This window comes from Nocardioides alkalitolerans, assembly GCA_038184435.1.
Lineage (GTDB): Bacteria > Actinomycetota > Actinomycetes > Propionibacteriales > Nocardioidaceae > Nocardioides > Nocardioides alkalitolerans_A.
Genome location: CP116227.1, coordinates 4092636 through 4112201, shown reverse-complemented (window position 1 = coordinate 4112201; position 19566 = coordinate 4092636). Strand labels below are relative to the sequence as shown.

Annotated in this window: 20 protein-coding genes; 6 read left to right on the top strand and 14 right to left on the bottom strand. The window is 73.9% G+C overall.

Annotated elements, in window-relative coordinates; genetic code table 11:
• Nucleotides 1-14: 14 nt before the first annotated feature.
• The 4 genes from PIR53_19555 to PIR53_19540 are packed head-to-tail and all read right to left on the bottom strand — an operon-like array spanning nt 15 to nt 3590.
• On the bottom strand, nt 15-1961 hold the full coding sequence (locus tag PIR53_19555; GenBank protein WZH52198.1) for a VanW family protein: 1947 nt from the start codon (nt 1959-1961) through the stop codon (nt 15-17).
• A 51-nt stretch (nt 1962-2012) separates the two neighbouring features.
• Entirely contained in the window at nt 2013-2381 is a 369-nt protein-coding gene (locus PIR53_19550) for a hypothetical protein (GenBank protein ID WZH52197.1), read from the bottom strand.
• Nucleotides 2378-3280 (bottom strand): N-acetyl-1-D-myo-inositol-2-amino-2-deoxy-alpha-D-glucopyranoside deacetylase, encoded by a 903-nt coding sequence (gene mshB, locus PIR53_19545; GenBank protein WZH52196.1) that lies wholly within the window; start codon nt 3278-3280, stop codon nt 2378-2380. The genes PIR53_19550 and mshB overlap by 4 nt, the downstream gene beginning before the upstream one ends.
• A 28-nt stretch (nt 3281-3308) precedes the next feature.
• Entirely contained in the window at nt 3309-3590 is a 282-nt protein-coding gene (locus PIR53_19540) for a hypothetical protein (protein WZH52195.1), read from the bottom strand.
• Between the two features lie 35 nt (nt 3591-3625).
• Here PIR53_19540 and PIR53_19535 point away from each other — a divergent pair, with 35 nt between their 5' ends.
• Entirely contained in the window at nt 3626-4690 is a 1065-nt protein-coding gene (locus PIR53_19535) for a hypothetical protein (protein ID WZH52194.1), read from the top strand.
• A 282-nt stretch (nt 4691-4972) separates the two neighbouring features.
• Here the strand turns inward: PIR53_19535 and PIR53_19530 are convergent, their stop codons facing one another.
• Nucleotides 4973-5806, bottom strand: coding sequence for a thioesterase family protein (locus tag PIR53_19530; protein WZH52193.1), 834 nt, complete (start codon nt 5804-5806; stop codon nt 4973-4975).
• Nucleotides 5807-5923: 117 nt separating this feature from the next.
• Here PIR53_19530 and typA point away from each other — a divergent pair, with 117 nt between their 5' ends.
• The gene (gene typA / locus PIR53_19525) at nt 5924-7807 is read left to right on the top strand and encodes a translational GTPase TypA (protein WZH52192.1); all 1884 of its coding nucleotides are present in this window, start codon (nt 5924-5926) and stop codon (nt 7805-7807) included.
• Between the two features lie 11 nt (nt 7808-7818).
• Nucleotides 7819-8484, top strand: coding sequence for a hypothetical protein (locus tag PIR53_19520; protein ID WZH52191.1), 666 nt, complete (start codon nt 7819-7821; stop codon nt 8482-8484).
• Nucleotides 8485-8505: 21 nt separating this feature from the next.
• Here PIR53_19520 and PIR53_19515 read toward each other — a convergent pair whose 3' ends face one another.
• The gene (locus PIR53_19515; GenBank protein ID WZH52190.1) at nt 8506-9276 is read right to left on the bottom strand and encodes a TetR/AcrR family transcriptional regulator; all 771 of its coding nucleotides are present in this window, start codon (nt 9274-9276) and stop codon (nt 8506-8508) included.
• Between the two features lie 107 nt (nt 9277-9383).
• Here PIR53_19515 and PIR53_19510 point away from each other — a divergent pair, with 107 nt between their 5' ends.
• Complete coding sequence (locus tag PIR53_19510) at nt 9384-10877, top strand: MFS transporter (GenBank protein ID WZH52189.1); 1494 nt, start codon at nt 9384-9386, stop codon at nt 10875-10877.
• A 6-nt stretch (nt 10878-10883) separates the two neighbouring features.
• On the opposite strand, the gene PIR53_19505 is transcribed toward PIR53_19510, so the two are convergent.
• Genes PIR53_19505 through PIR53_19495 form a run of 3 tightly spaced genes read right to left on the bottom strand, consistent with a single transcriptional unit; the run spans nt 10884 to nt 12885 of the window.
• Complete coding sequence (locus tag PIR53_19505; protein WZH52188.1) at nt 10884-11462, bottom strand: hypothetical protein; 579 nt, start codon at nt 11460-11462, stop codon at nt 10884-10886.
• Entirely contained in the window at nt 11455-11649 is a 195-nt protein-coding gene (locus tag PIR53_19500; GenBank protein ID WZH52187.1) for a hypothetical protein, read from the bottom strand. Before PIR53_19500 ends, PIR53_19505 begins: the two co-directional genes overlap by 8 nt.
• The gene (locus PIR53_19495) at nt 11650-12885 is read right to left on the bottom strand and encodes an LCP family protein (protein ID WZH52186.1); all 1236 of its coding nucleotides are present in this window, start codon (nt 12883-12885) and stop codon (nt 11650-11652) included.
• 236 nt (nt 12886-13121) lie between these two features.
• On the opposite strand from PIR53_19495, the gene PIR53_19490 reads away from it, so the two are divergent.
• Nucleotides 13122-13541 (top strand): BLUF domain-containing protein, encoded by a 420-nt coding sequence (locus tag PIR53_19490; protein WZH52185.1) that lies wholly within the window; start codon nt 13122-13124, stop codon nt 13539-13541.
• A 16-nt stretch (nt 13542-13557) separates the two neighbouring features.
• On the opposite strand, the gene PIR53_19485 is transcribed toward PIR53_19490, so the two are convergent.
• Both PIR53_19485 and PIR53_19480 read right to left on the bottom strand, forming a co-directional pair.
• Complete coding sequence (locus PIR53_19485) at nt 13558-14760, bottom strand: hypothetical protein (protein ID WZH52184.1); 1203 nt, start codon at nt 14758-14760, stop codon at nt 13558-13560.
• Nucleotides 14757-15389 carry a response regulator transcription factor gene (locus tag PIR53_19480; GenBank protein ID WZH52183.1) on the bottom strand — a complete coding sequence of 211 codons (633 nt, stop codon included), beginning with the start codon at nt 15387-15389 and terminating at the stop codon, nt 14757-14759. The genes PIR53_19485 and PIR53_19480 overlap by 4 nt, the downstream gene beginning before the upstream one ends.
• Before the next feature lie 425 nt (nt 15390-15814).
• Here PIR53_19480 and PIR53_19475 point away from each other — a divergent pair, with 425 nt between their 5' ends.
• The gene (locus PIR53_19475) at nt 15815-16087 is read left to right on the top strand and encodes a hypothetical protein (GenBank protein WZH52182.1); all 273 of its coding nucleotides are present in this window, start codon (nt 15815-15817) and stop codon (nt 16085-16087) included.
• A 16-nt stretch (nt 16088-16103) separates the two neighbouring features.
• On the opposite strand, the gene PIR53_19470 is transcribed toward PIR53_19475, so the two are convergent.
• The 3 genes from PIR53_19470 to PIR53_19460 all read right to left on the bottom strand — a co-directional run bounded on the left by PIR53_19470 (nt 16104) and on the right by PIR53_19460 (nt 19534).
• On the bottom strand, nt 16104-16901 hold the full coding sequence (locus PIR53_19470; GenBank protein WZH52181.1) for a sulfite exporter TauE/SafE family protein: 798 nt from the start codon (nt 16899-16901) through the stop codon (nt 16104-16106).
• Nucleotides 16902-17169: 268 nt separating this feature from the next.
• Nucleotides 17170-17334, bottom strand: coding sequence for a hypothetical protein (locus PIR53_19465; protein ID WZH52180.1), 165 nt, complete (start codon nt 17332-17334; stop codon nt 17170-17172).
• 40 nt (nt 17335-17374) lie between these two features.
• On the bottom strand, nt 17375-19534 hold the full coding sequence (locus PIR53_19460; protein ID WZH52179.1) for an MMPL family transporter: 2160 nt from the start codon (nt 19532-19534) through the stop codon (nt 17375-17377).
• Between the last annotated feature and the right edge of the window lie 32 nt (nt 19535-19566).

Sequence of the window (19566 nt, the reverse complement as noted above, 5' to 3'; positions counted from 1 at the left end):
GAGCGGGGCGGGCGTCAGCCGCCCGTGCCCGCCTCGCCCGGCTCGACCGGGTCGGCCTGCTCGACCGGCGGCGGGGTCGGCTCCGGCTCCGGCGAGACGCAGCGGATCGTCGGGGTCGGGCTGTAGGTCCAGCTGAAGTCCTCGGTGCGCACGATCTCGTCCGAGCCCGGCTTCCGGAAGATCCGGTCGTAGTCGACGGAGAAGCCGCTCGACCCGCTCTGGGGCTCGCAGTCCGCCGTGTCGAGGGTGCGGGTGCTCGAGCTCGTGACGGCGTAGCGGCCCGAGACGTCCGACTCGATGTCCCACACCTTCGTGGACCACATGCGCACCGTGATGGAGCCGCGGTTGCCGGGCGAGCTGGGGCTGAGGACAGCCTGGACGAGGACGCCGTAATCGGTGTCGTTCTCGAACTTCAGGTCCACCGTCGGCCACGCCACGGTGGCCTCGCGACCCTCCGGGTAGCGGTCGATGTAGAGCGAGTGGGGCTTGTGCTCGACGTCCTTGAGGCCGGCGAAGTAGGCCGCGTTGAACGTCGTCGTCGCCATCTGCGAGACGCCGCCGCCGGGCTCGGAGCGGAAGATGCCGTTGGAGATGATGAAGCCGTCGGTGAAGCCGTTCTCGTAGGTGCGCTCCCCCACGATGCCGTTGAGCGAGAAGACGTCGCCGGGCTTGAGCACGGTGCCGTCGATCAGCTCGGCGGCGCGGCCGATGTTGGTGTTCCGGTACGGCGCGTGGGGGTAGTAGGTCGTGAACTCGCTGACCTCCTCGACGATGCCGAGGGCCTCCGCGTCGGCGGTCGTGAACTCGGGCTCGACGGCCTCCGCCTCGACGTTGCCCTCTCGGCTGCCCTCGGGGGCGGTCACGATCTCGGTGAAGACCGACGCCAGCGTCTCGGGCAGGAAGTCCACACCGGGCTCGGCGGGCACGACGACCGGCTCGCCGTTCTCGATGACGACGGTGGCGTCGACGGGACGGCCCGGGTCTCCCACGCGGTCGTCGACCAGGTCCCTCAGCACGGAGCCGTCGACACGCCCCACCAGGGCGCCGTCCTCGGCGACCATGGACACGGCCGGCGCGTAGTCCACCGGGTCCAGCTCGACCGGCGTCTCGCCGAACACGAGCGTCACGGGGCCCGACATGGCCGGCTCCGCGAAGGTCGCCAGCGCGGTCTCGATCTCCTCCGCGCCGATGGTCGGCTCGACGTCGGCCAGGGTCAGCTCGACGGTTCCGTCCTCGGACGTCAGGGCGTCCTGGAGGGCCGGGACCGCCTCGTCCCGCTCGAACCCCCGACCCGGCATCGGGTCGGTGACGACCGGCTGGCCGTCGGCGAAGGCGATCGCACCCTCGACGGGCGGCTGGCCGGCCGCCTCCTCGAGACCGGCGAGGAACTCCTCGACGGCGGCGTCGTCCGCGTCCACCACGGCGGGCAGCTCCTCGCCGCCCGTGAAGTAGTCCCACAGCCGCCGCGGCGCCCAGCTGCGCTCGCCCCCGGCGGCGGCGACCGACGCCGCGTAGTCGACCTCGAGGCCCGCCGCCGCCGGGTCGAGCTCGTCGGAGAGCTCCGAGTCGGCCACCGTCACGGAGATCGGACGCTGCACGCGGTCGGCCAGGCCGTCCTCGAGCTCCTGCTCCGCCTCCGCCTGCGTCAGGCCGCCGATGTCGACACCGGCCACGGTCGTGCCCCGGGCGACCTTGTCGCCCGCGACCGCGTAGGCCGCGACGTACAGGCCCGCGGCCAGGAGCACGAGCGCCAGCGCGGAGAGGGCCACGACCCGGCCCGTACGGCGCTGCTCCGCCACCGGCTCCTCCGTCGGCTCGTCGGGATCCATCAGGGAGAGGCGCTCCGTGTCGGGCGCACCCTCCGGGTCCGACGCGGACGGCCGCACGGCAGGGCGCTCGGCGGTGTCACCGCCCTCGAACCCGGCGTCGGGCCGGTCGGTGGGCTCGTCAGCGTCAGTCACGGGCGTCATCCTAGGTATGCCGGGTCGGTGCGCCGACTCCGTGCACCCCGTTCACCCCTTCGGAGGGTCGGGCCGCTCCCCCGTCGGACGGCGGTCGAGACCGCCGGCCAGCGCGACCACCCCCGCGAGGGCGACCAGGAAGCCGAGCACGAGGATCCCGTAGCCCTTCCCGTTGCTCGCCACGGCGAAGTCACCCTCGGGGCGGCCCTCCATGACGAGGAGCAGCATCGCGGCCCAGCCGGCGGCGAAGGAGCACCAGGCGAGCCGGGTGCGCGGGAGCGCCACGAACACGGCGGCTGCGGTCACCGCGGCGAGCCCGACGCCCCACCAGTGCCCGCCGACGACGACGGAGGCCAGGCCGCTCATCGCCCCGGCCAGCACGAGGCCGAGGCCGAGCGCGATGCGCAGCGCGAGCGTCACAGCCCGGCGAACAGGTCGGTCTCCCACCCGTCGGCGTCGACCGGGCCCACCTCGCCCTTGGCGATCCGGTAGTGCTCGACGCCCCAGATCGCGTTGCCGAGGTTGTTGGAGAGGGCGAAGAAGGGGCCGTCGACCGTGATCTGGGTGGCGTGGGCGCGCATCGCGTCCATCTTCGTCTCGGCGAAGTCGGTCGCGTCGACCCGGCACGCGATGTCGGCGTCGGGCGACGTCATCGGCATCGGGCCCTCCGGGTCCATGCCCTCGAACGTGGTCGTGTCCCCGGCGGCGCGGAGCTTGCGGAGGCCGTCGCGGAACTGGCTCGCCGACATCGCGCTCCAGTAGATCTTCGCGATGTCGTGCGCCTCGCCCAGGTCACGACGGTAGGACGGCACGGCGGCGAGCGCCGCGGCGTAGGTCGCCACCCGGTGCGCCTGGATGTGGTCGGGGTGGCCGTAGCCCCCGAACTGGTCGTAGGTGACCAGCACCTGCGGACGGACCTCGCGGATGATCGCGACGAGGTGGTCGGCCGCCTCGGTGAGGTCGGCGTTGGCGAACGCCCGCTCGTCGGTCTCGTCGGCGGCGATCGCGTGGCCGTCGGGGTGCCACTTCATGCCGGAGTCGCGGTAGCGCCCGAACCCGCCCAGGTAGCGGTGGTCCGTGACGCCGAGGATCGCCATCGCGGCGGCGAGCTCGCCCCGACGGTGCTCCCCCAGCGTGTCGTCGCGGTCGGCGGCCAGGTGCTCGAGCTCGGGGACGAGCACCTCGCCCATCTCGCCGCCGGTGCAGGTCACGAGGGTCACGCCGCGGCCCTCCGCGACGTACTTCGCCATCGTGGCGCCGTTGCCGATCGTCTCGTCGTCGGGGTGGGCGTGCACGAGCAGGAGGTGCTGGTTGGTCACGGGGCGAGCGTACGGCGCGGCACCGACATCACTGCTGCGGGCGCTTGATCCGCTTCGGGGCCGTGGGCAGGACGAGCGGCGGGGGCGGCGCCACGGGCTGCTCCTCCTCGGCATCGAACCATCCGTCGAGGTCGTCGCACACGACCTCGAGCACGAACGACGGCGCGTCGCTCACCACGGCCCAGGGGTGGTCCTCGTCGTCGTCCTCGCCGGCCAGCCGCTCGCGCTCGACCGCGGCCTCGTAGCCGTCACGCCGGAGCCGCGCCACGGCGGCGTCGGCGGCGTCCGGGTCGAAGAAGATGGCGCGCACGGCTCCATTCTGGACCCGGTCCGTAGCGTCGAGGGATGACCGCCGCGCTCCACGTCCGCCGCACGTCCTCCCGCGAGCCCCTGGTCGCCGGGCTCGCCGCCCGGATCGGCACCCGTCCCGGGCTCGCGGCCCTGCTCGGCGACCTCGACCGCCGGGCGCACCGCAGCGTCGTACCCCGCCTCCTCGGCCGCCGCGTCGCCACCGCGTGGGGCTGGGACGCGGAGGACCGCCGCAACGAGTGGTGGCCGCAGGGGGTGTCGACGACGGTCGACGCGACCGGGCTCGGCACGGTCCCGGACGGCATCGCGGGACGGCGAGTGGCGGTGGTGTCGTCGTACGCGAAGCCGGTCCCCGGCCCCGGCGGCACGGTAAAGCAGGGCGCGCGGCTGACGTTCCTCGACCTCGACACCGGCGCCTACCGGCACGTGCTGCTCGTCAAGCCGGTACGCCGCGACGACGGCACCGTCGGCCACGAGCCCGTGCCGGTCCACGCGGGGGGCGTCGTCTGGTCGGGGTCGTGGCTGCACGTCGCCGCCACGGGGAAGGGCTGCGTCTCGACGCACCTCGACGACCTCGTGCACCTGGGGGACGGCGAGCGGGACACGGCGTTCGGGTACCGCTGGGTGCTCCCGACCCGCGTCGACCACCGCGGCGGCGCGGACGAGGGCACGGAGAAGCTGCGCTGGTCGTTCCTGTCGCTCGACACCGGGACGCGGTCGCTGGTGGTGGGTGAGTACGGGCGCGGCGAGAAGTCGACCCGCATCGCGCGCTTCCCGCTCGCCGACGACGGCCTCCCGGCGGGATCGACCGAGGACGCCGCGCTCACGCGGGCCACCGAGGTCGTCGACACCGGCGTGAAGGGGATGCAGGGCGTCGCGTCCGTCGACGGCCGGCTGCACGTGACGACGTCGCACGGCGGGTGGCTGCCCGGGAGCCTCGTGACCGCGCGCTCCCACGACGCCCGCGGTTGGCGGCGCACCGTGGCCGCGGCCCCCATGGGTCCCGAGGACCTGTCGTGGTCGCCGGCCGAGCGCCTGCTGTGGACGCCCACCGAGCACCCCCGCCGGCGGTGGCTCGTCGCGCTGCGGCCGGTGCGGTGAGCTGGCTGGCACTTTCCCCGGCTGACCGGGGAACACGCCACTTTGACCATCAATATTGATGGTCAAAGTGGTCGGTTCGGTGCACTCCTCATCCCACAAGGCCTCATACGCGAGATGGGGATGGGGGCCATGTCCGGACGGCCTGGGGATGACGGCCGGGCGGCTCGGCGACGTACCGGAGACGGTTGACGCATCAACGCGCCGCTTTGACCATCAACGTTGATGGTCAAAGCGGCGTGTTCCCCGGCTGACCGGGGAAACGACCGCAGGCCGGACCACCCCCTAGCGCGGGACCCGCGCGAGCTGGCGGGACTGGGCGACGAGGCGGCCGGCGGAGTCCCAGATCTCGCAGTCCTCCTCGAAGAACCCGCCCGCGAGGTTGCTCGTCGACTGGCGCAGGGCGAGCCACCCCGGGGCCGGTACGGCGCGGACGTGCGTCGTCAGCTGCACCGTCGGGGCCCAGCCGGGGCGGCCGAGGTCGAACGTCACCGGCGGCATCGCGTCGCAGGCGAGCAGCAGCATCAGCGGGTCGGGCTCGCGGTCGGGCACGCGGAACCAGCCCTCGAGCACGCCCGTGCGCGACGGCTCGCCCAGCGCCCAGCCGACGCTCCGCGGCGTCAGCCGCATCTCGAAGCGCTCGACGAGCGGCGCGGTCCGGAGGAACTCCGGCGGTCCGTCCGACGTGGCCACGCACTCCTCGGGCGGCGGCAGCACCGGCGCGACGGCCGTCGTGCCCACCTCGTCGGTCAGCCGCGCCAGGTCGGAGAACGTCGCGAGCGCCGTGATGCGCGGCGCCCCGTCCTGGGTGAGGTCGGCGGCGACGGTGGTGAGGGTGCCGTGGCGCACGATCCGCGTCGTCACCTCGGCGGGGCCCTCCGTGGAGGCACCGACGTACGTCGCGGCCACCGCCACCGGGTGCGGCCGGTCGGGCACGGTGGCGCGCACGGCGGTGCCGATCACCGAGAGCAGGAAGCCCCCGTTGATGCCCCCGCCGACGGACCAGCGGCCCGGGAGGTGGCCGGAGAAGCGGCGTACCGCGTCGTCGGGACCGTCGAGGGGCGTCAGGGCCACGTCGCGGTCGAACTCGGCGGTCGGCGAGGTCTCGGTCTGGATCACAGACGCAGGGTAGCGGCCAACGAATCGGCCCTGGCCGAGCGGGGCACTAAGATCGCCGGGGCCCTCCGGCGACCGGTGTGCCACCCAGATCCCTCGACGGAAGTGACGCCGCACCTCATGACCACGCTCCGCTCCGACCTCCGCAACGTCGCCATCGTGGCGCACGTCGACCACGGCAAGACCACGCTCGTCGACGCGATGCTCAAGCAGGCGGGGGCGTTCACGGAGCACCAGGCCGAGGGCGTGGCCGACCGCGTCATGGACTCCGGCGACCTCGAGCGCGAGAAGGGCATCACGATCCTCGCGAAGAACACGGCGGTGCGCTACACGGGTCCGTCGGCGCCCGACGGCCTCACGATCAACATCATCGACACCCCGGGCCACGCCGACTTCGGCGGCGAGGTCGAGCGCGGCCTGTCGATGGTCGACGGCATCGTGCTGCTCGTGGACGCCTCCGAGGGCCCGCTCCCCCAGACCCGCTTCGTGCTCCGCAAGGCGCTCAACGCCGACATGCCGGTGATCCTGGTCGTCAACAAGACCGACCGCAGCGACGCCCGCATCTCCGAGGTGGTCGACGAGTCCTACGAGCTGTTCATGGACCTGCTCGACGACTCCCACAGCCAGGACGCGCTCGACTTCCCCGTCGTCTACGCCTCGGGCAAGGCCGGCATCGCCTCGCTGGAGCAGCCGGAGAACGGCACCATGCCGGCGGGCAGCGACCTCGAGCCGCTGTTCCGCACGATCCTGGACACGATCCCCGCGCCGTCGTACGACGAGGAGGGCCCCCTCCAGGCCCACGTCACCAACCTCGACGCGTCCCCGTTCCTCGGTCGGCTCGCGCTGCTGCGCATCCGCCAGGGCCACCTGAAGAAGGGCCAGACCGTCGCGTGGATGCAGCGCAACGGCGACGTCAAGAACGTCCGCATCACCGAGCTCCTCGTCACCGAGGGCCTCGAGCGCAAGCCCGGCGAGTCCGCGGGCCCCGGTGACATCGTCGCCGTCGCCGGCATCCCCGACATCATGATCGGCGAGACGCTGGCCGACCCGGAGAACCCCGTCGCCCTGCCGCTCATCCACGTCGACGAGCCCGCGATCTCGATGACGATCGGCACCAACACCTCGCCGCTCGTCGGCAAGGTCAAGGGCTCGAGGGTCACCGCCCGCCTCGTGAAGGACCGCCTCGACGCCGAGCTCGTCGGCAACGTGTCGCTCCGTGTGCTGCCCACCGACCGCCCCGACGCGTGGGAGGTCCAGGGCCGCGGCGAGCTGGCGCTGGCGATCCTCGTCGAGCAGATGCGCCGCGAGGGCTTCGAGCTGACCGTCGGCAAGCCGCAGGTCGTCACGCGCGAGATCGACGGCAAGGTCCACGAGCCCACCGAGCGCCTCACGATCGACGCGCCGGAGGAGTACCTCGGCACCATCACCGAGCTCCTCGCCACCCGCAAGGGCCGCATGGAGGGCATGACCAACCACGGCACCGGCTGGGTCCGCATGGAGTTCATCGTGCCCGCGCGCGGCCTCATCGGCTTCCGCACCGAGTTCCTCACCGAGACCCGCGGCACCGGCATCGCCCACTCGATCTCCGAGGGCTACCAGCCGTGGGCCGGCGAGATCCGCTCGCGCGCCTCCGGCTCGCTGGTGGCCGACCGCAAGGGCGCTGCGACGGCGTACGCCATGACGGCGCTGCAGGAGCGCGGCGTCATGTTCGTCGAGCCCGCCACCGAGGTGTACGAGGGCATGATCGTCGGCGAGAACTCGCGCGCCGACGACATGGACGTCAACATCACCAAGGAGAAGCAGCAGACCAACATCCGGTCCGCGACCTCCGACAACTTCGAGAAGCTGATCCCGCCGCGCAAGCTGTCGCTGGAGCAGTGCCTGGAGTTCTGCCGCGAGGACGAGTGCGTCGAGGTGACGCCCGAGATGGTGCGCATCCGCAAGGTCGTCCTCGACCAGAACGAGCGCGCCAAGATCGCGTCCCGCGCCCGCAAGTCCAAGTAGGGGCACCGACCGTGCACGGCCGGGTCCGCAGGCTCGGAGACGACGGGGGCACCGGCGAGCGGCTGGCGGCCTGGCTCGAGGAGATCGGCCTGGCCGACCAGCTCGGCCCGGCCGGCCTCCCGTCGTTCCGGCGCGGGGCCGACGGCGCGGCGTACTGGACCGAGCCGGGCACCGGCGAGCCCCTGACGCCGGAGCGCCTCACCGAGCTCGACGCCCTGCTGCACCAGCAGGGCGAGGACCCGGCCCACGCCGTGCCGGTCGCGCTCGTGCAGCTGCGGCGCAAGGCCGCCGTGCGGGCCGGACTGCTGGCGAGCGCGTGGCACACCTACGCGAGCCTCGCCGAGCTGCGGGGCCGCTCGGAGAACGCCACGCGCTTCGCCGTGCACAAGGCCGCCGAGCGCGGTGGCCTCCTCGTCGTGGTGCACGACGACGGCCGCACCATGGTGCCCGCCTTCCAGCTCGACGAGGCCGGTGACCTGCGGGCGGAGCTCGGCGCCGTGCTCGAGCCGCTGCTCACCGCCCGCATGGACCCCTGGCAGGTGTGGGCCTGGCTGACCCAGCCGGCCGCACTGCTCGCCGGGCAGGTGCCCCACGAGGCCGCGCGCGACCCCGAGGAGGTGCCGCTCGTGCAGCACGCGGCCGTGCGCCTCGCCGAGCGGGCCCGCGCGAGCGCCTGACGCCCGCCCTCGCGCTGCCGCCTACTGCCCCCCCAGCGCCTGCCGCACCAGACCCAGCACGAGCAGGTCGAGCCCGGCCGCGAACTGCTCCAGGTCCTCGTGGCGGCGGAACTCCTCGGCCATCGAGCGGATCCACGAGAACTCGGTGGCGTCCAGCTCCTGCCACCGGTTCACGACGTTGTCCAGGTTCTCCTCCGGGTCGAGCGCCGGGTCGACGATCGCGTCCTGCGAGGACATCTGCGTGGCGACCCCCACGACGTACCCCAGCAGCGCCGTGCTCCCGTGGAACTGCTGCCGGGGCGACAACCCCATCGCGGCGAGCGGCCGCCCCATGGCCTCCCACACGCGCAGGCCGTTGGGCTGGCCGCCGCTGAGCTCGACCTGACCGGGCAGCCAGGGGTGCCGCTCCATCTGCGCGAAGAGCGCCAGGGCGATCCGCCGCACCCGCGTGGCGGCCGCGACGATCGCGGGGTCCGCTGCACCGAGGTCGACCTCGAGCGGCGGTGACGGTACGTCGTCGCGCGCGTCCCCCGCGCCCTCCCCGGCGTCCGGCGACTCCGCCGCGGCGAGCGCCCGGCCGACGAGCTCGTCGCAGGCGAGGCCGACGAGCTCCTCCTTGCCGGCCACGTGCCAGTAGATGCTGCCCAGCCCGCCGCCCAGCTCGGCAGCCAGGCCGCGGAGCGTCAGCCCCTTGATGCCCTCCGCGTCGAGGATCGCGGTCGCCGTCTCCACGATCTGCTCGCGGGAGTGGGTGACGCGCCTCGTGGACCGGGTCGAGCGCGACGGAGCCATGCGTCCCACCCTAGGTGGTCTTGACACCCTCGAACAACGTTCTATAGTCGAACCATGTTCGAGTCGAACGCGGTTCGATCCCACCGACCCCCGGAGAGGAGGCCGTCATGACCGCCGTACCGACGCCCACGACGACCCCGTCAGCACCCCCGTCCCCCCGCACGACGCCGTCCCGTCCCCGTCCCACCTCGCTTCGTGCGGCGGCCCCCGCGCTCCTCGCGCTCTGCCTCACCATGCTGGTCGAGATGGTCGACAACTCGATCCTCACCGTCGCCCTGCCCACGATCGGGCGCGACCTCGCCGTCGGCCCGACCGGGCTGCAGTGGATCGTCGGCGCCTACGCGCTCACCTTCGGCGGCCTCCTGCTCATCGGCGGCACCCTCGGCGACCTGCTCGGGCGCCGCCGCATGCTGCTCGTGGGGCTCGCCGGCTTCGGCCTGTCGTCCCTGCTCGTGCTGGCGGCGACCGAGGCCTGGCACCTCATCGCCGTGCGCGCCCTCTGCGGCGTCTTCGCGGCGCTCATCGCCCCCGGCACGATGTCGCTGATGTTCCGGCTCTTCGACGACGAGCAGCTGCGCCGTCGAGCCATCGGCCTCATCGTCAGCGTCGCGATGCTCGGCGTCGTCCTCGGCCCCGTGCTGGGCGGTCTCGCCGTCACCCACCTGCCCTGGCAGGTGCTGCTCGTGGTCAACGCCCCCGTGGCCGTCGTCGCCTGGTGGGGCGTGCGGCGCGGCATCCCCGCCGACCACCCGGCCGACCTGCGCGCCGGCGGTACCGACGTCCCGGGCGCGCTGCTCTCGGTCGCCACGCTCGGGCTCGGCCTGCTGTCGCTCACGCTGGCGGTCGAGGAGGGCTGGTACGCCCCCGTCACGCTCGGCGTGGCCGTCGCGGCCGTCGCCGCCGCCCTCGGCTTCGTCCGCCGCGAGCGGCGCGCGACGCACCCGATGCTCGACCTGCGCCTGTTCGCCCTGCCCACCGTGCGCGGCAGCGCGCTGCTCCAGTCCGGCGTGATGGTCGCGATGGTGGGGGTGGCGTTCTCGTCGACGCAGCTGTTCCAGTACGCCTGGGGCTGGTCCCCCGTCGTCGCCGGGTTCGGCACGCTGCCGATGGTGGCCGGCATGTTCCTCGCCGGGCCGTTGACCGACGTGCTCGTCGACCGGGTCGGCCACCGCCTGACCGCCGTCGCGGGCAGCTCGCTGCTCGTCGTGGCGCTCCTGGTGCTCGTCGTCGCGCTCGACGCCGGCTACCCGGTCTTCGCCGTCGGGCTCGGACTGCTCGCCGTCGCGATGCGGCTCGTCGTGACGACCTCGGCCGTCGCGCTCGTCGAGGCGCTGCCCGAGTCCCACACCTCGCTCGGCTCCGCCCTCAACGACACCTCGCAGGAGATCGGCAACTCCCTCGGCGTCGCGGTCGTCGGCACCGTCACCGCCGCCGTCATGGGCACGACGCTCCCGCTCGGGGCGTGGTCGTCGACCGTCACGGAGCAGTTCCTCCACAGCCAGCGGATCGGCTTCGCCGTCCTCGCCGCGCTCGTCGCGATGATCACCGTGGTGGGCGCCCGCACCCTCACCGACTCGCACTCCACCGAGGAGCACGCGTGAGAGCGGTCAGGCGGGGGTGAGGCGCGCGACCCAGTACTGCACGCCGTACGGCGCGTCGTCGTAGGTCACGTCGACGCGCCAGGCGCTCCCGGTGGCGCGCAGCAGCCGCCCGAGGTCGCGGAGCGGCTCGACCTCGGCCCACAGGTCACGTCCCAGTGCTCCGTCGACGTCGGCCAGCGCCGCACCGTCCGCCGCCGCGAGGGCCGCCCCCAGCGCGGCGTCGAAGCCCTCGGCCCGCGCGTCGAGGTGGCCGGGGGCCTTCTCGGTGCGCATGGCCGAGCCGTTGCCCAGCACCAGCAGGCCGACGGGGTCGGCGGGATCGGTGGGCGCTCGCTCCGCGTCGTACGACGCGTGCGGAACCCCGTCGAGGAGGTGGTCCGCGACGCGGGCCGCGGCCGGTGAGCCGAGCACGCCGACCGAGCCGCCCGCGGCGCGGAGCCCCGCGACGGCAGAGGTGACGGCGGCGCGCAGCTCGGCCACCGGGTCGACGAGTCCCGCGTGCTCGGGCAGCAGCGCCGGCACGGGCGGGACGACGACGATCTCGCGGAGGGCGCTCGCCGCGACCGTGGGCCCGGCGTCAGCCATGGTGCGGCGGGACCTGCGCCCGGAGCCACGCGTCGGAGGCCGCCTCGCCGCCGCGCGCGTCGCCCGGCTCGCCGCGATCGGTGTCGTCGCCGGTCTGCTCGGGCAGCGCGTCACCGAAGATCGCCGCGAGGCGGCGCTTGCGCTGCCACTCGGGCTCGGGGTCGGGCCGCGTCTCCTGCTCGGGCATTCAGCAGAGACCGTTGCTGGCGGCGAAGTCCTCGGCGTTGAACTCCTCGTCGTCCGTCGGGTCGCTGTCGACGGGGTCGTCGGTCGCGGTGGTCGACGGGTCCGTGGCGGTGCTGCCGGGGTCGGTCGGCGACGCCGACGGCTCGCCCGTGTTGACGCTGCCGCCGCTCTCCTCGGCGCCGATGGCGCCGGTGAGGAACTCGGACGTCAGGGGCTTGTCCTCGCGGATGAGGGCCCACAGGTCGTCGGCCTCGTCGGTCCAGACGAGGCGGTTGCGGTCCTCGGGGTACTCCTCGTTGGGCACCGTGAGGAAGTTGATGTTGTCGACGCCGATGCCGTTGAAACCGGTGGCGATGTCGACGAGCGAGCTGATGTTGTTGTAGCCGTCGGTGATGGTCATCGAGTCGAAGACGGCGTTCACGAAGTTGGCGACACGGGTGGGGCTCGTCAGCGTCTCCGCCGACACCACCTTGTTGGCCATCGAGGCGAGGAAGGCCTGCTGACGCTTCATGCGGCCGACGTCGCCGTTGATCGAGAGCTGGTGGCGCTCGCGCACGTAGATGAGCGCCTCCTCGCCGTTCGCCGTGAAGGTGCCCTCCTTCGGCAGCGCCTTGTTGTAGCGGCTCGCCCGGATCGGCTCGGTCAGGCAGATCTCGACGCCGCCGATGGCGTCGACCATGTCCTCGAACCCGCCGAAGTCCATCTCGATCGTCGCGTCGATGCGGATGTCGGTGAGCGACTCGACGGTCCGCTGCGTGCAGAGGGCACCGCCCTCGCTGTAGGCCGTGTTGAACATGACCATGTCCTCGCCCGGCACCTCCGAGCCGTCCGGCGCGAGGCACTCGGGCCGGTCGACGAGCGCGTCCCGCGGGAGGCTCACGCCGTAGGCGAACTCCCGGTCGCCCGAGAGGTGCATGATGATCGTGGTGTCGGAGCGCGCCCCGTTGTCGGGGTTGTTGGCGTCGGACCCGACGAGGAGGATGTTGAGCGGCTCCTCCGGGGTGTCGGCGTCGGCCTTCTCCGGACGGTCGTCGCCCAGCGCCTCGTCCTGGTTGGCGAAGGTGTTGATCCCGTTGTCGAGCTGACGCACGGTGAAGGCGACGCCGAGGGCGGTCACCATGCACAGCGTCGCTGCAGTGGCGGTGATGACGGTCGCCACGGTGTGCCGGCGCTTCGAGCGCGCGCGACGCTTGGGAGCGGCGCGACGGCCGGAGGGGCTCGGGGGTGTGACGGACACGTCTTCTCCTGAACGTGGACGAGGGCCAGACGCAATGTACGTGGGCCCGGCAACGCGTGCGACATCATCGACGGCGTTCTGGCGAAGGTCACAGCCTCCGTTCAGGTACGTCGCCCGCTCGCCCGCACGGGTGACCAGGGCTCCACGGACCCGCGGGACGGCAGGGGGCCGCGCGACGACGTACGCCCGGCGTGTGACGATGGGGAGGCCCGACAGCACTGAGGAGCAGGTGACCCATGATCTCGTTGACCTACCTCAGCAGCGCCGTGGAGCCGATGTCGCCCGAGGAGCTCGAGGACCTGCTGCGCCAGTCGCGCGCCGCCAACCACGCCGCGGACCTGACCGGTGCGCTCCTCTACGCGGACGGCAGCTTCGTGCAGACCCTCGAGGGGCCGGACGCGGCCGTGCACGCCACCTTCGGCCGCATCCTCGCCGACCCGCGGCACCGGGGCCTCTTCATCGTGCTCAACGAGCAGATCACCGAGCGCGCGTTTCCCGAGTGGACCATGGGGTTCCGGCGGATCGACGGCGTCGAGGCGCAGCGGCTGCCGGGGTTCTCCGACTACCTCCGCACCAACCGCGAGCTGGGCTTGAGCACGCCGGCGGGCGGCAACGCCGAGGTTTTCCACCAGGTGTTCCGCGAGGGGCTGCGCTGACTGCGGCGGGACGCCGCTAGGCCACCGTCCCCCGGCCCTCGACCGGCAGCGTCGCCCGCGCGATGAGACCGCGGGGGTGCCGGGGCGCGAGCTGGAGGGAACCCCCGAGGCTGCGGAGCCGCAGCGCGTGCGAGGCGAGCCCGATGTGCCCGGCGCCCACGTGGTCGCCGGGCGCGCGCCCCGCCGGCATGCCGATCCCGTCGTCGCAGACCGACAGCTCCACCCGGTCGCCGTCGCGGCACAGCTCCACCAGCACCTCCCGGGCTCCGGCATGGCGCTGGACGTTGCTGAGCAGCTCGCGCCCTGCGGCGAAGAGGGCGTAGGCCCGGTCGGCCCCGAGGTCCCCCACCGGCTCGGTGACGACCGTGACGGGCACCCCGCCGGCGCGGTCGGCCTGACGTCCCAGCTCCTGCACCGCCGCCTCGAGCCCCAGCTGCGAGAGCACCTGCGGGTGGAGGTTGGCGACGGTGCCGCGGAGGTGGGCGGTGACGTCCTCGAGCAGGGCCGCGGCCGCCGCGACCCGCGCCGGCTCGGGCGAGGTGTCGGCGACCTGCTCGAGGAGGCGGCGCACGGCGATGACGTCCTGCAGCGGGCCGTCGTGGAGGTCGTCGGCCAGGCGGGTGCTCGCCCGGAAGTCGGCCGCGAGCAGCTGCGCGGTCAATTCGTCCTGCACCGCCCGCCCCGCCGTCTCCGCGCGCGCCCGGTGGGCCAGCACGAGGGAGAGCGCCGTCGTCGTCAGGGCCATCCAGGCGAGCAGGAGGAAGTGCATCCACACGACGCCCGAGACGTACGGCCCGCCGCGCACGGCGAAGTTCTGGAGCCACACCGCGGCGTACCCGCCGGCCACGACACCGCCCACGACCGCCGTGAGGAGCGGGCGGTAGTAGAACACCGTGAAGATCGGGTAGAGGTAGAAGACCGGGGAGATGTACGACGTCGCCCCGGCCGACCCGGCCGCCATCGCCACGAGCAGGACGAGGTCCACCGCGATGCTGGCCGGCCCCGCCCACGGCGGCACGGGACGGGTCGAGGACCAGGCCAGCGTGAACGCGCCCCACAGGGCGAACACGCCGAGCCCGACGAGGTAGCCGGGGCTCGCGTCGCCGACGTCCGCCAGCACCGGCACCAGCACGACGAGGGGCACCAGGAGAGCCAGGCGGAGCAGGGCCGTCACCACGTGCACCGAGGCGAGCACCCGGGAGCCGGGGTGGACCCTCACCGCAGGAGACCCCGGCGCATGGCCTCCGCGACCGCCGCGCCCCGGTCGCCGACGCCGAGCTTCTCGTAGACCCGCTGCAGGTAGGTCTTCACCGTCGAGAGCGACAGGTGCGCCTCGGCCGCGATCGCGGGCGCGGACAGGCCCGCCGCCACCGCCTCGAGGATCTCGCGCTCCCGGGCGCTCAGCGTCACGGCCGGCGTCGCGGTGCGCCGCCGCCGGACCTCGTCCATGAGGTCGGGCACGAGGTCCGGCGGCAGGAAGTCACGTCCGGCCGCCACCTCGCGGAGGGCGCGCAGGAGCGTGGCCCGGTCGGCGTCCTTGGACAGGAAGCCGGCGGCCCCGCTCTCGACGCAGCGGAAGACGATCGCGGGGTCGGCGTACGCCGAGAGCAGCAGCACCCGCGTCCCGAGGCCCTCGGCGGTGGCCTGCGCGGCGACGGCCGCGCCGTCGAGGACGGGCATCCGGAAGTCGGAGAGCGCGACGTCCGGCCGGTGGTGCCGGACCGCCGCGAGGAGCTCCTCCCCGTCGTCCGCCTCGGCCACCACGCGCACGTCCGGGGCGGCGGCGAGGATCTGCACCAGGCCCGCGCGCACGACCGGGTGGTCGTCGCCGACGGCGACCGTGATCATCCTGCCTCCTGCCGGGGCTGCCGGGGTCGTGTCCCACCGACGGCGCCGGTCGTGCGACGCGACCCAGGATGGGGGTCCACGTGACGGTCCGCAAGGCGCCCGGACGTGCGGCGACGCCGTGTCCTCCGATCGACCGACACACGGCGTCGGCCGGTCGACCCGGGGTCGATCGGTCGGCAGCGAGGAGGGTCCGGCCTCGCCTACGGTGCAGCTGCCGACACCGACGTCAGCCGGGGTGGGCCTCGCCGCGCCCCCGGGTGCCCGGCCCGGGGGGCCCGGACGCCGGGGGTGCGCGGGCCGCCCGTCCACCGCCCTCCGGCACCGCCGACCGACGAAGGTGATCCCTTGCTGCGACGACTCCACCGCGAACTGCGCTGCCGCCTGCGCCACCGGGGCGCCTGCCCGCACCACCCGGCGTACCACCGGTGACCGCCGCGGCGGTGCTGGTCGTCGACGGGCAGCTGCACATCGAGGCGAGCCGCGAGCTCGACCTGCTCGTGCTGAGCGCCGACCTGCGGACGGGCGACGGCGCCTACCTCAGCGTGCGCGCGGCGCGCGGCACCACCGTCGTGCGTCCACCGCTGGACCTGCCCGGCGCGGCCGTCGAGGTGGTCGACGCCGCGACCGGGGTGGTCTACGCGCGGCTGGACGGTCCGCATCCTCGGACCCCGTCACAGCGTCATGCACCCCCCGGATGAGCTCCACCCTCCACCCTCAGGACGATCCTGAGGGTGGGACGCCCGCCGCCGCGAGCGCCGTGCCCACCGCGACGACGACGAGGAGCGCGGCGAACCCGCGGCGCAGCGGACGGGCCGGCAACCGGGGCGCCCACCTCGCCGCCACCACGCTCGTGCCCACCGCGGCGGCAGCGAACGGCACGAGCACCTCCGGGTCGAGGTCCGCCCCCGCGACCCGCCCACCCAGCGCGAGCGCCGCGTTGGCCGCCACCACCAGCAAGGAGGTGCCGACCGCGCGTTGCACGGGCAGCCGCAGCCCGAGGACGAGGGCCGGGACGACGACGAACCCGCCGCCGACGCCGAAGCAACCGGTCAGGGCCCCGACCACGGTCGCCGCGAGCACGGTCGGCACCCACGGCGTACGCCGCGCCGCCGCCGCTGTCGGGCCGGGCGGCTCGGCGGGATCGGCACCCGGGCCGTCGCGGAACAGCGGGACCGCGGCGAGCAGCATCACGCCGGCGAAGCCCAGCAGCAGCAGCACGTCGGGGTCGACCCGGTGGCTCAGCAGGGTGCCCACGGACGTCGCCGGCAGGCCCACCACGACGAGGAGAGCCCCGACCCGCCACTCGACGAGGCGGGACCGCGCATAGGTCGCCAGGCCGGCCAGGGCCGAGGCACCGACGACCACCAGGCTCCCGGCCGTCGCCTCGGCGACGGGCTGGTGCAGCAGGTAGACGAGCGCCGGGACGGTGAGCACCGCTCCCCCACCGCCCAGCCCGCCCAGGACGCCGCCGATCAGCGCGCCCAGCGCCAGCGCGAGCAGGACACTGCTCATGGGGGGCAGGCCCCCGTGCGCGTCGACCACCGAGGAACGGGGTCAGGACGGCACGCGCGCCTCGGCTGCGCTCCGCGCGGCCGCGGCGGCGGCACGGAGCCAGGCTCGGACCCGAGCGTGTGGCCCAGGTCCAGGCCCAGGTCCAGGTCCAGGACGAGCGCCGCGCCGGGTGCCGCGCCGGGTGCCGTGGGGGCGGCGTGCGCCGCCCCCGTCACGGCCGTGCTCCCCCGACTCCACGAGCCCAGGGAAGCACCCGGCGCGGCCACCGTCAGCCCCGTCCCAACAGGCGGGCCAGCAGTCCGGTGCGCGGTTCGGCCTCGTGCCCGAGGCAGCGCTGGTCGCGCGGCACGCCGGCCATCACCTGCTGCACGTGCATGCCGCAGCCGGCCCACGTCACCTTGCCGCACTTCTTGCAGCTCGTCGGTCGACACATGGGATTCCTCCTGGGTTCTCGGAAAAGGGGTGGGCAGTGATCAGCCGTGGGCGAAGGTGACGCGAGGCAAGACGCGGCGCAGCCACGCCGGCGAGGCCCAGGCCGCGTGCCCGGTCAGGCGCAGCAGCACCGGCAGGAGCACGAGGCGCACGAGCAGGGCGTCGAGCAGCACCGCGGTGCCGAGCACGATGCCCATCTCCTTCGGCGCCAGCGGCCCGGAGAGTGCGAAGGTGAAGAAGACCGCCACCATCACCGCGCCCGCGGCGAAGATGACGCGGCCGCTGTGGGCCAGCGAGCCCACCATCGCGTCCTTCGGATCGCCCGAGCGCTCGTAGTGCTCCTTGGCCGACGCGAGCAGGAAGACCGTGTAGTCCATCGCGATCGCGAAGATCATCGCGAAGAAGAACACCGGCGCCCACGCGTCGAGGAAGCCTTGCGACTCGAACCCGAGGACGTCGCTCCCCCAGCCCTCCTGGAAGACCAGCCGCGCGACGCCGAAGGCGGCGGCCGTCGACAGCAGGCTGGCGAGCGTGCCGAGGAGCGCGATCAGCGGTGCCTGCAGGGCGACGAGCAGGAGCACGAACCCGAGCGCCAGCACCACACCGATGACGAGCGGCGCGGACTCGTCGAGCTGGGCCTTCAGGTCGAGGTTCTCGACCGCCGCGCCACCGACGAGGACGTCACCGGGCAGGTCGTCGCGCAGCCGGTCGACGGTCGCTCCCAGGTCGGGGTCGGAGGGGTCCACGGACGGCACGACCTGGATCAGCACCAGCCCGGCACCGTCGGCGGCCGGCTGCGCGGGGAGCACCCCCGCGACTCCCGGCTCGGCGCCCAGCAACTCGGCGACGCGCTGCGCCTCGGACGCGGGCGCCACGACCTGCATCGTGCCGGTGGCTCCGGGGCCAAAGGCGGTGCCCACCGCGTCGTACCCGACCCGGGCGCTGGCGTCCTCCGGCAGCACCTTGATCGACGGCATCGCGGTCTTCAGGCCGAGCACGGGCGCCGCCAGCGCGACGAGCACCACGAGGGCCAGACCGCCCCACACGAGCGGCCGACGCCACAGCACCTCCCCCCAGCGGGCCCAGAAGGCCGAGCGGTGCTCGCCCGCCTCGACCCAGGGCAGCGAGAGCTTGTCGATCCGGTGGTCGAGGCGGGCCAGCACGAGCGGGAGCAGGGTCAACGTGGCGGCCAGCACGAAAGCGACGGCGAGCATGATGCCGCCCGCCATCGACCGGAAGGCCGGCGAGGGCACGAGCATCACCGCCGACAGCGAGACGAGCACCGTGGCGCCGGAGAGGAGCACCGCCTTCCCCGCGGTGTCCATGGTCTCGACGACGGCGTCCCGGACGGACTTCTGCTGGCCCATCCGCGCCGCCCGGTAGCGCACCACCACGAAGAGGGCGTAGTCGATGCCGAGCGCGAGGGCGAACATCATCGCGAAGTTCATGGCCCAGATCGAGACCGGCACCAGCTCGTTGATGAGCACGAGCGAGCCGGCGGAGGCCACGAGACCGGCCAGCGTCAGCAGCAGCGGGAGACCCGCCGCGACGAGGGCACCGAACGCCAGCACGAGGATCGCGAGCGTCACCGGCCACGAGACCATCTCGGACTTGAGCATCGCGTCGAGGTTGGCCTTGTTGAAGTCGGACCAGAGCTGGGAGGCGCCGGTCGGGTCGACCTCCACCGTGGACGTCGACAGGCCCGTGAGCTCGTCGGTGAGGTCACGCGCTGCGCGGACCATGTCGTCGGTGCTGGCACCGGCGCCACCCATCACGATCGCCGTCGAGCCGTCCGCGCTGAGGGTCGCGCCCGGCTGGGGCGCCACGACCTCGGCCACGCGCGGGTCCGCCTCGAGGGCGGCCGTCACGTCGGAGAGCACCTCAGCACCCTCCCCAGCGGTGACCGACGAGCCGTCCGTCGTGTGCACGACGACCTGCAGCGCGGACGCCGCGTTCCCGCCGAAGTGCTCGACCGCGAGCTCCCGGGCGGCGACCGAGTCGGAGCCGCCCGCCTGCCAGCCCGCGCCCGACAGGTTGTGCTCGACCCGGGGGGCGAACGCCGCGAGCACGAGCACGACGAGCGCCCACAGCACCCAGGTCGCGCGTCCGTGGTCGAGGACGGTGAGCCCCAGGCGGCCGAGGGGGCCCGGGCGCGCGGCTCTCGACGAGCCCTGGTCGGGCGGATCGGCGAGCGTGGTCATGGTGGTCCTTCCGGTCGTGCGGCGAGCGCCGC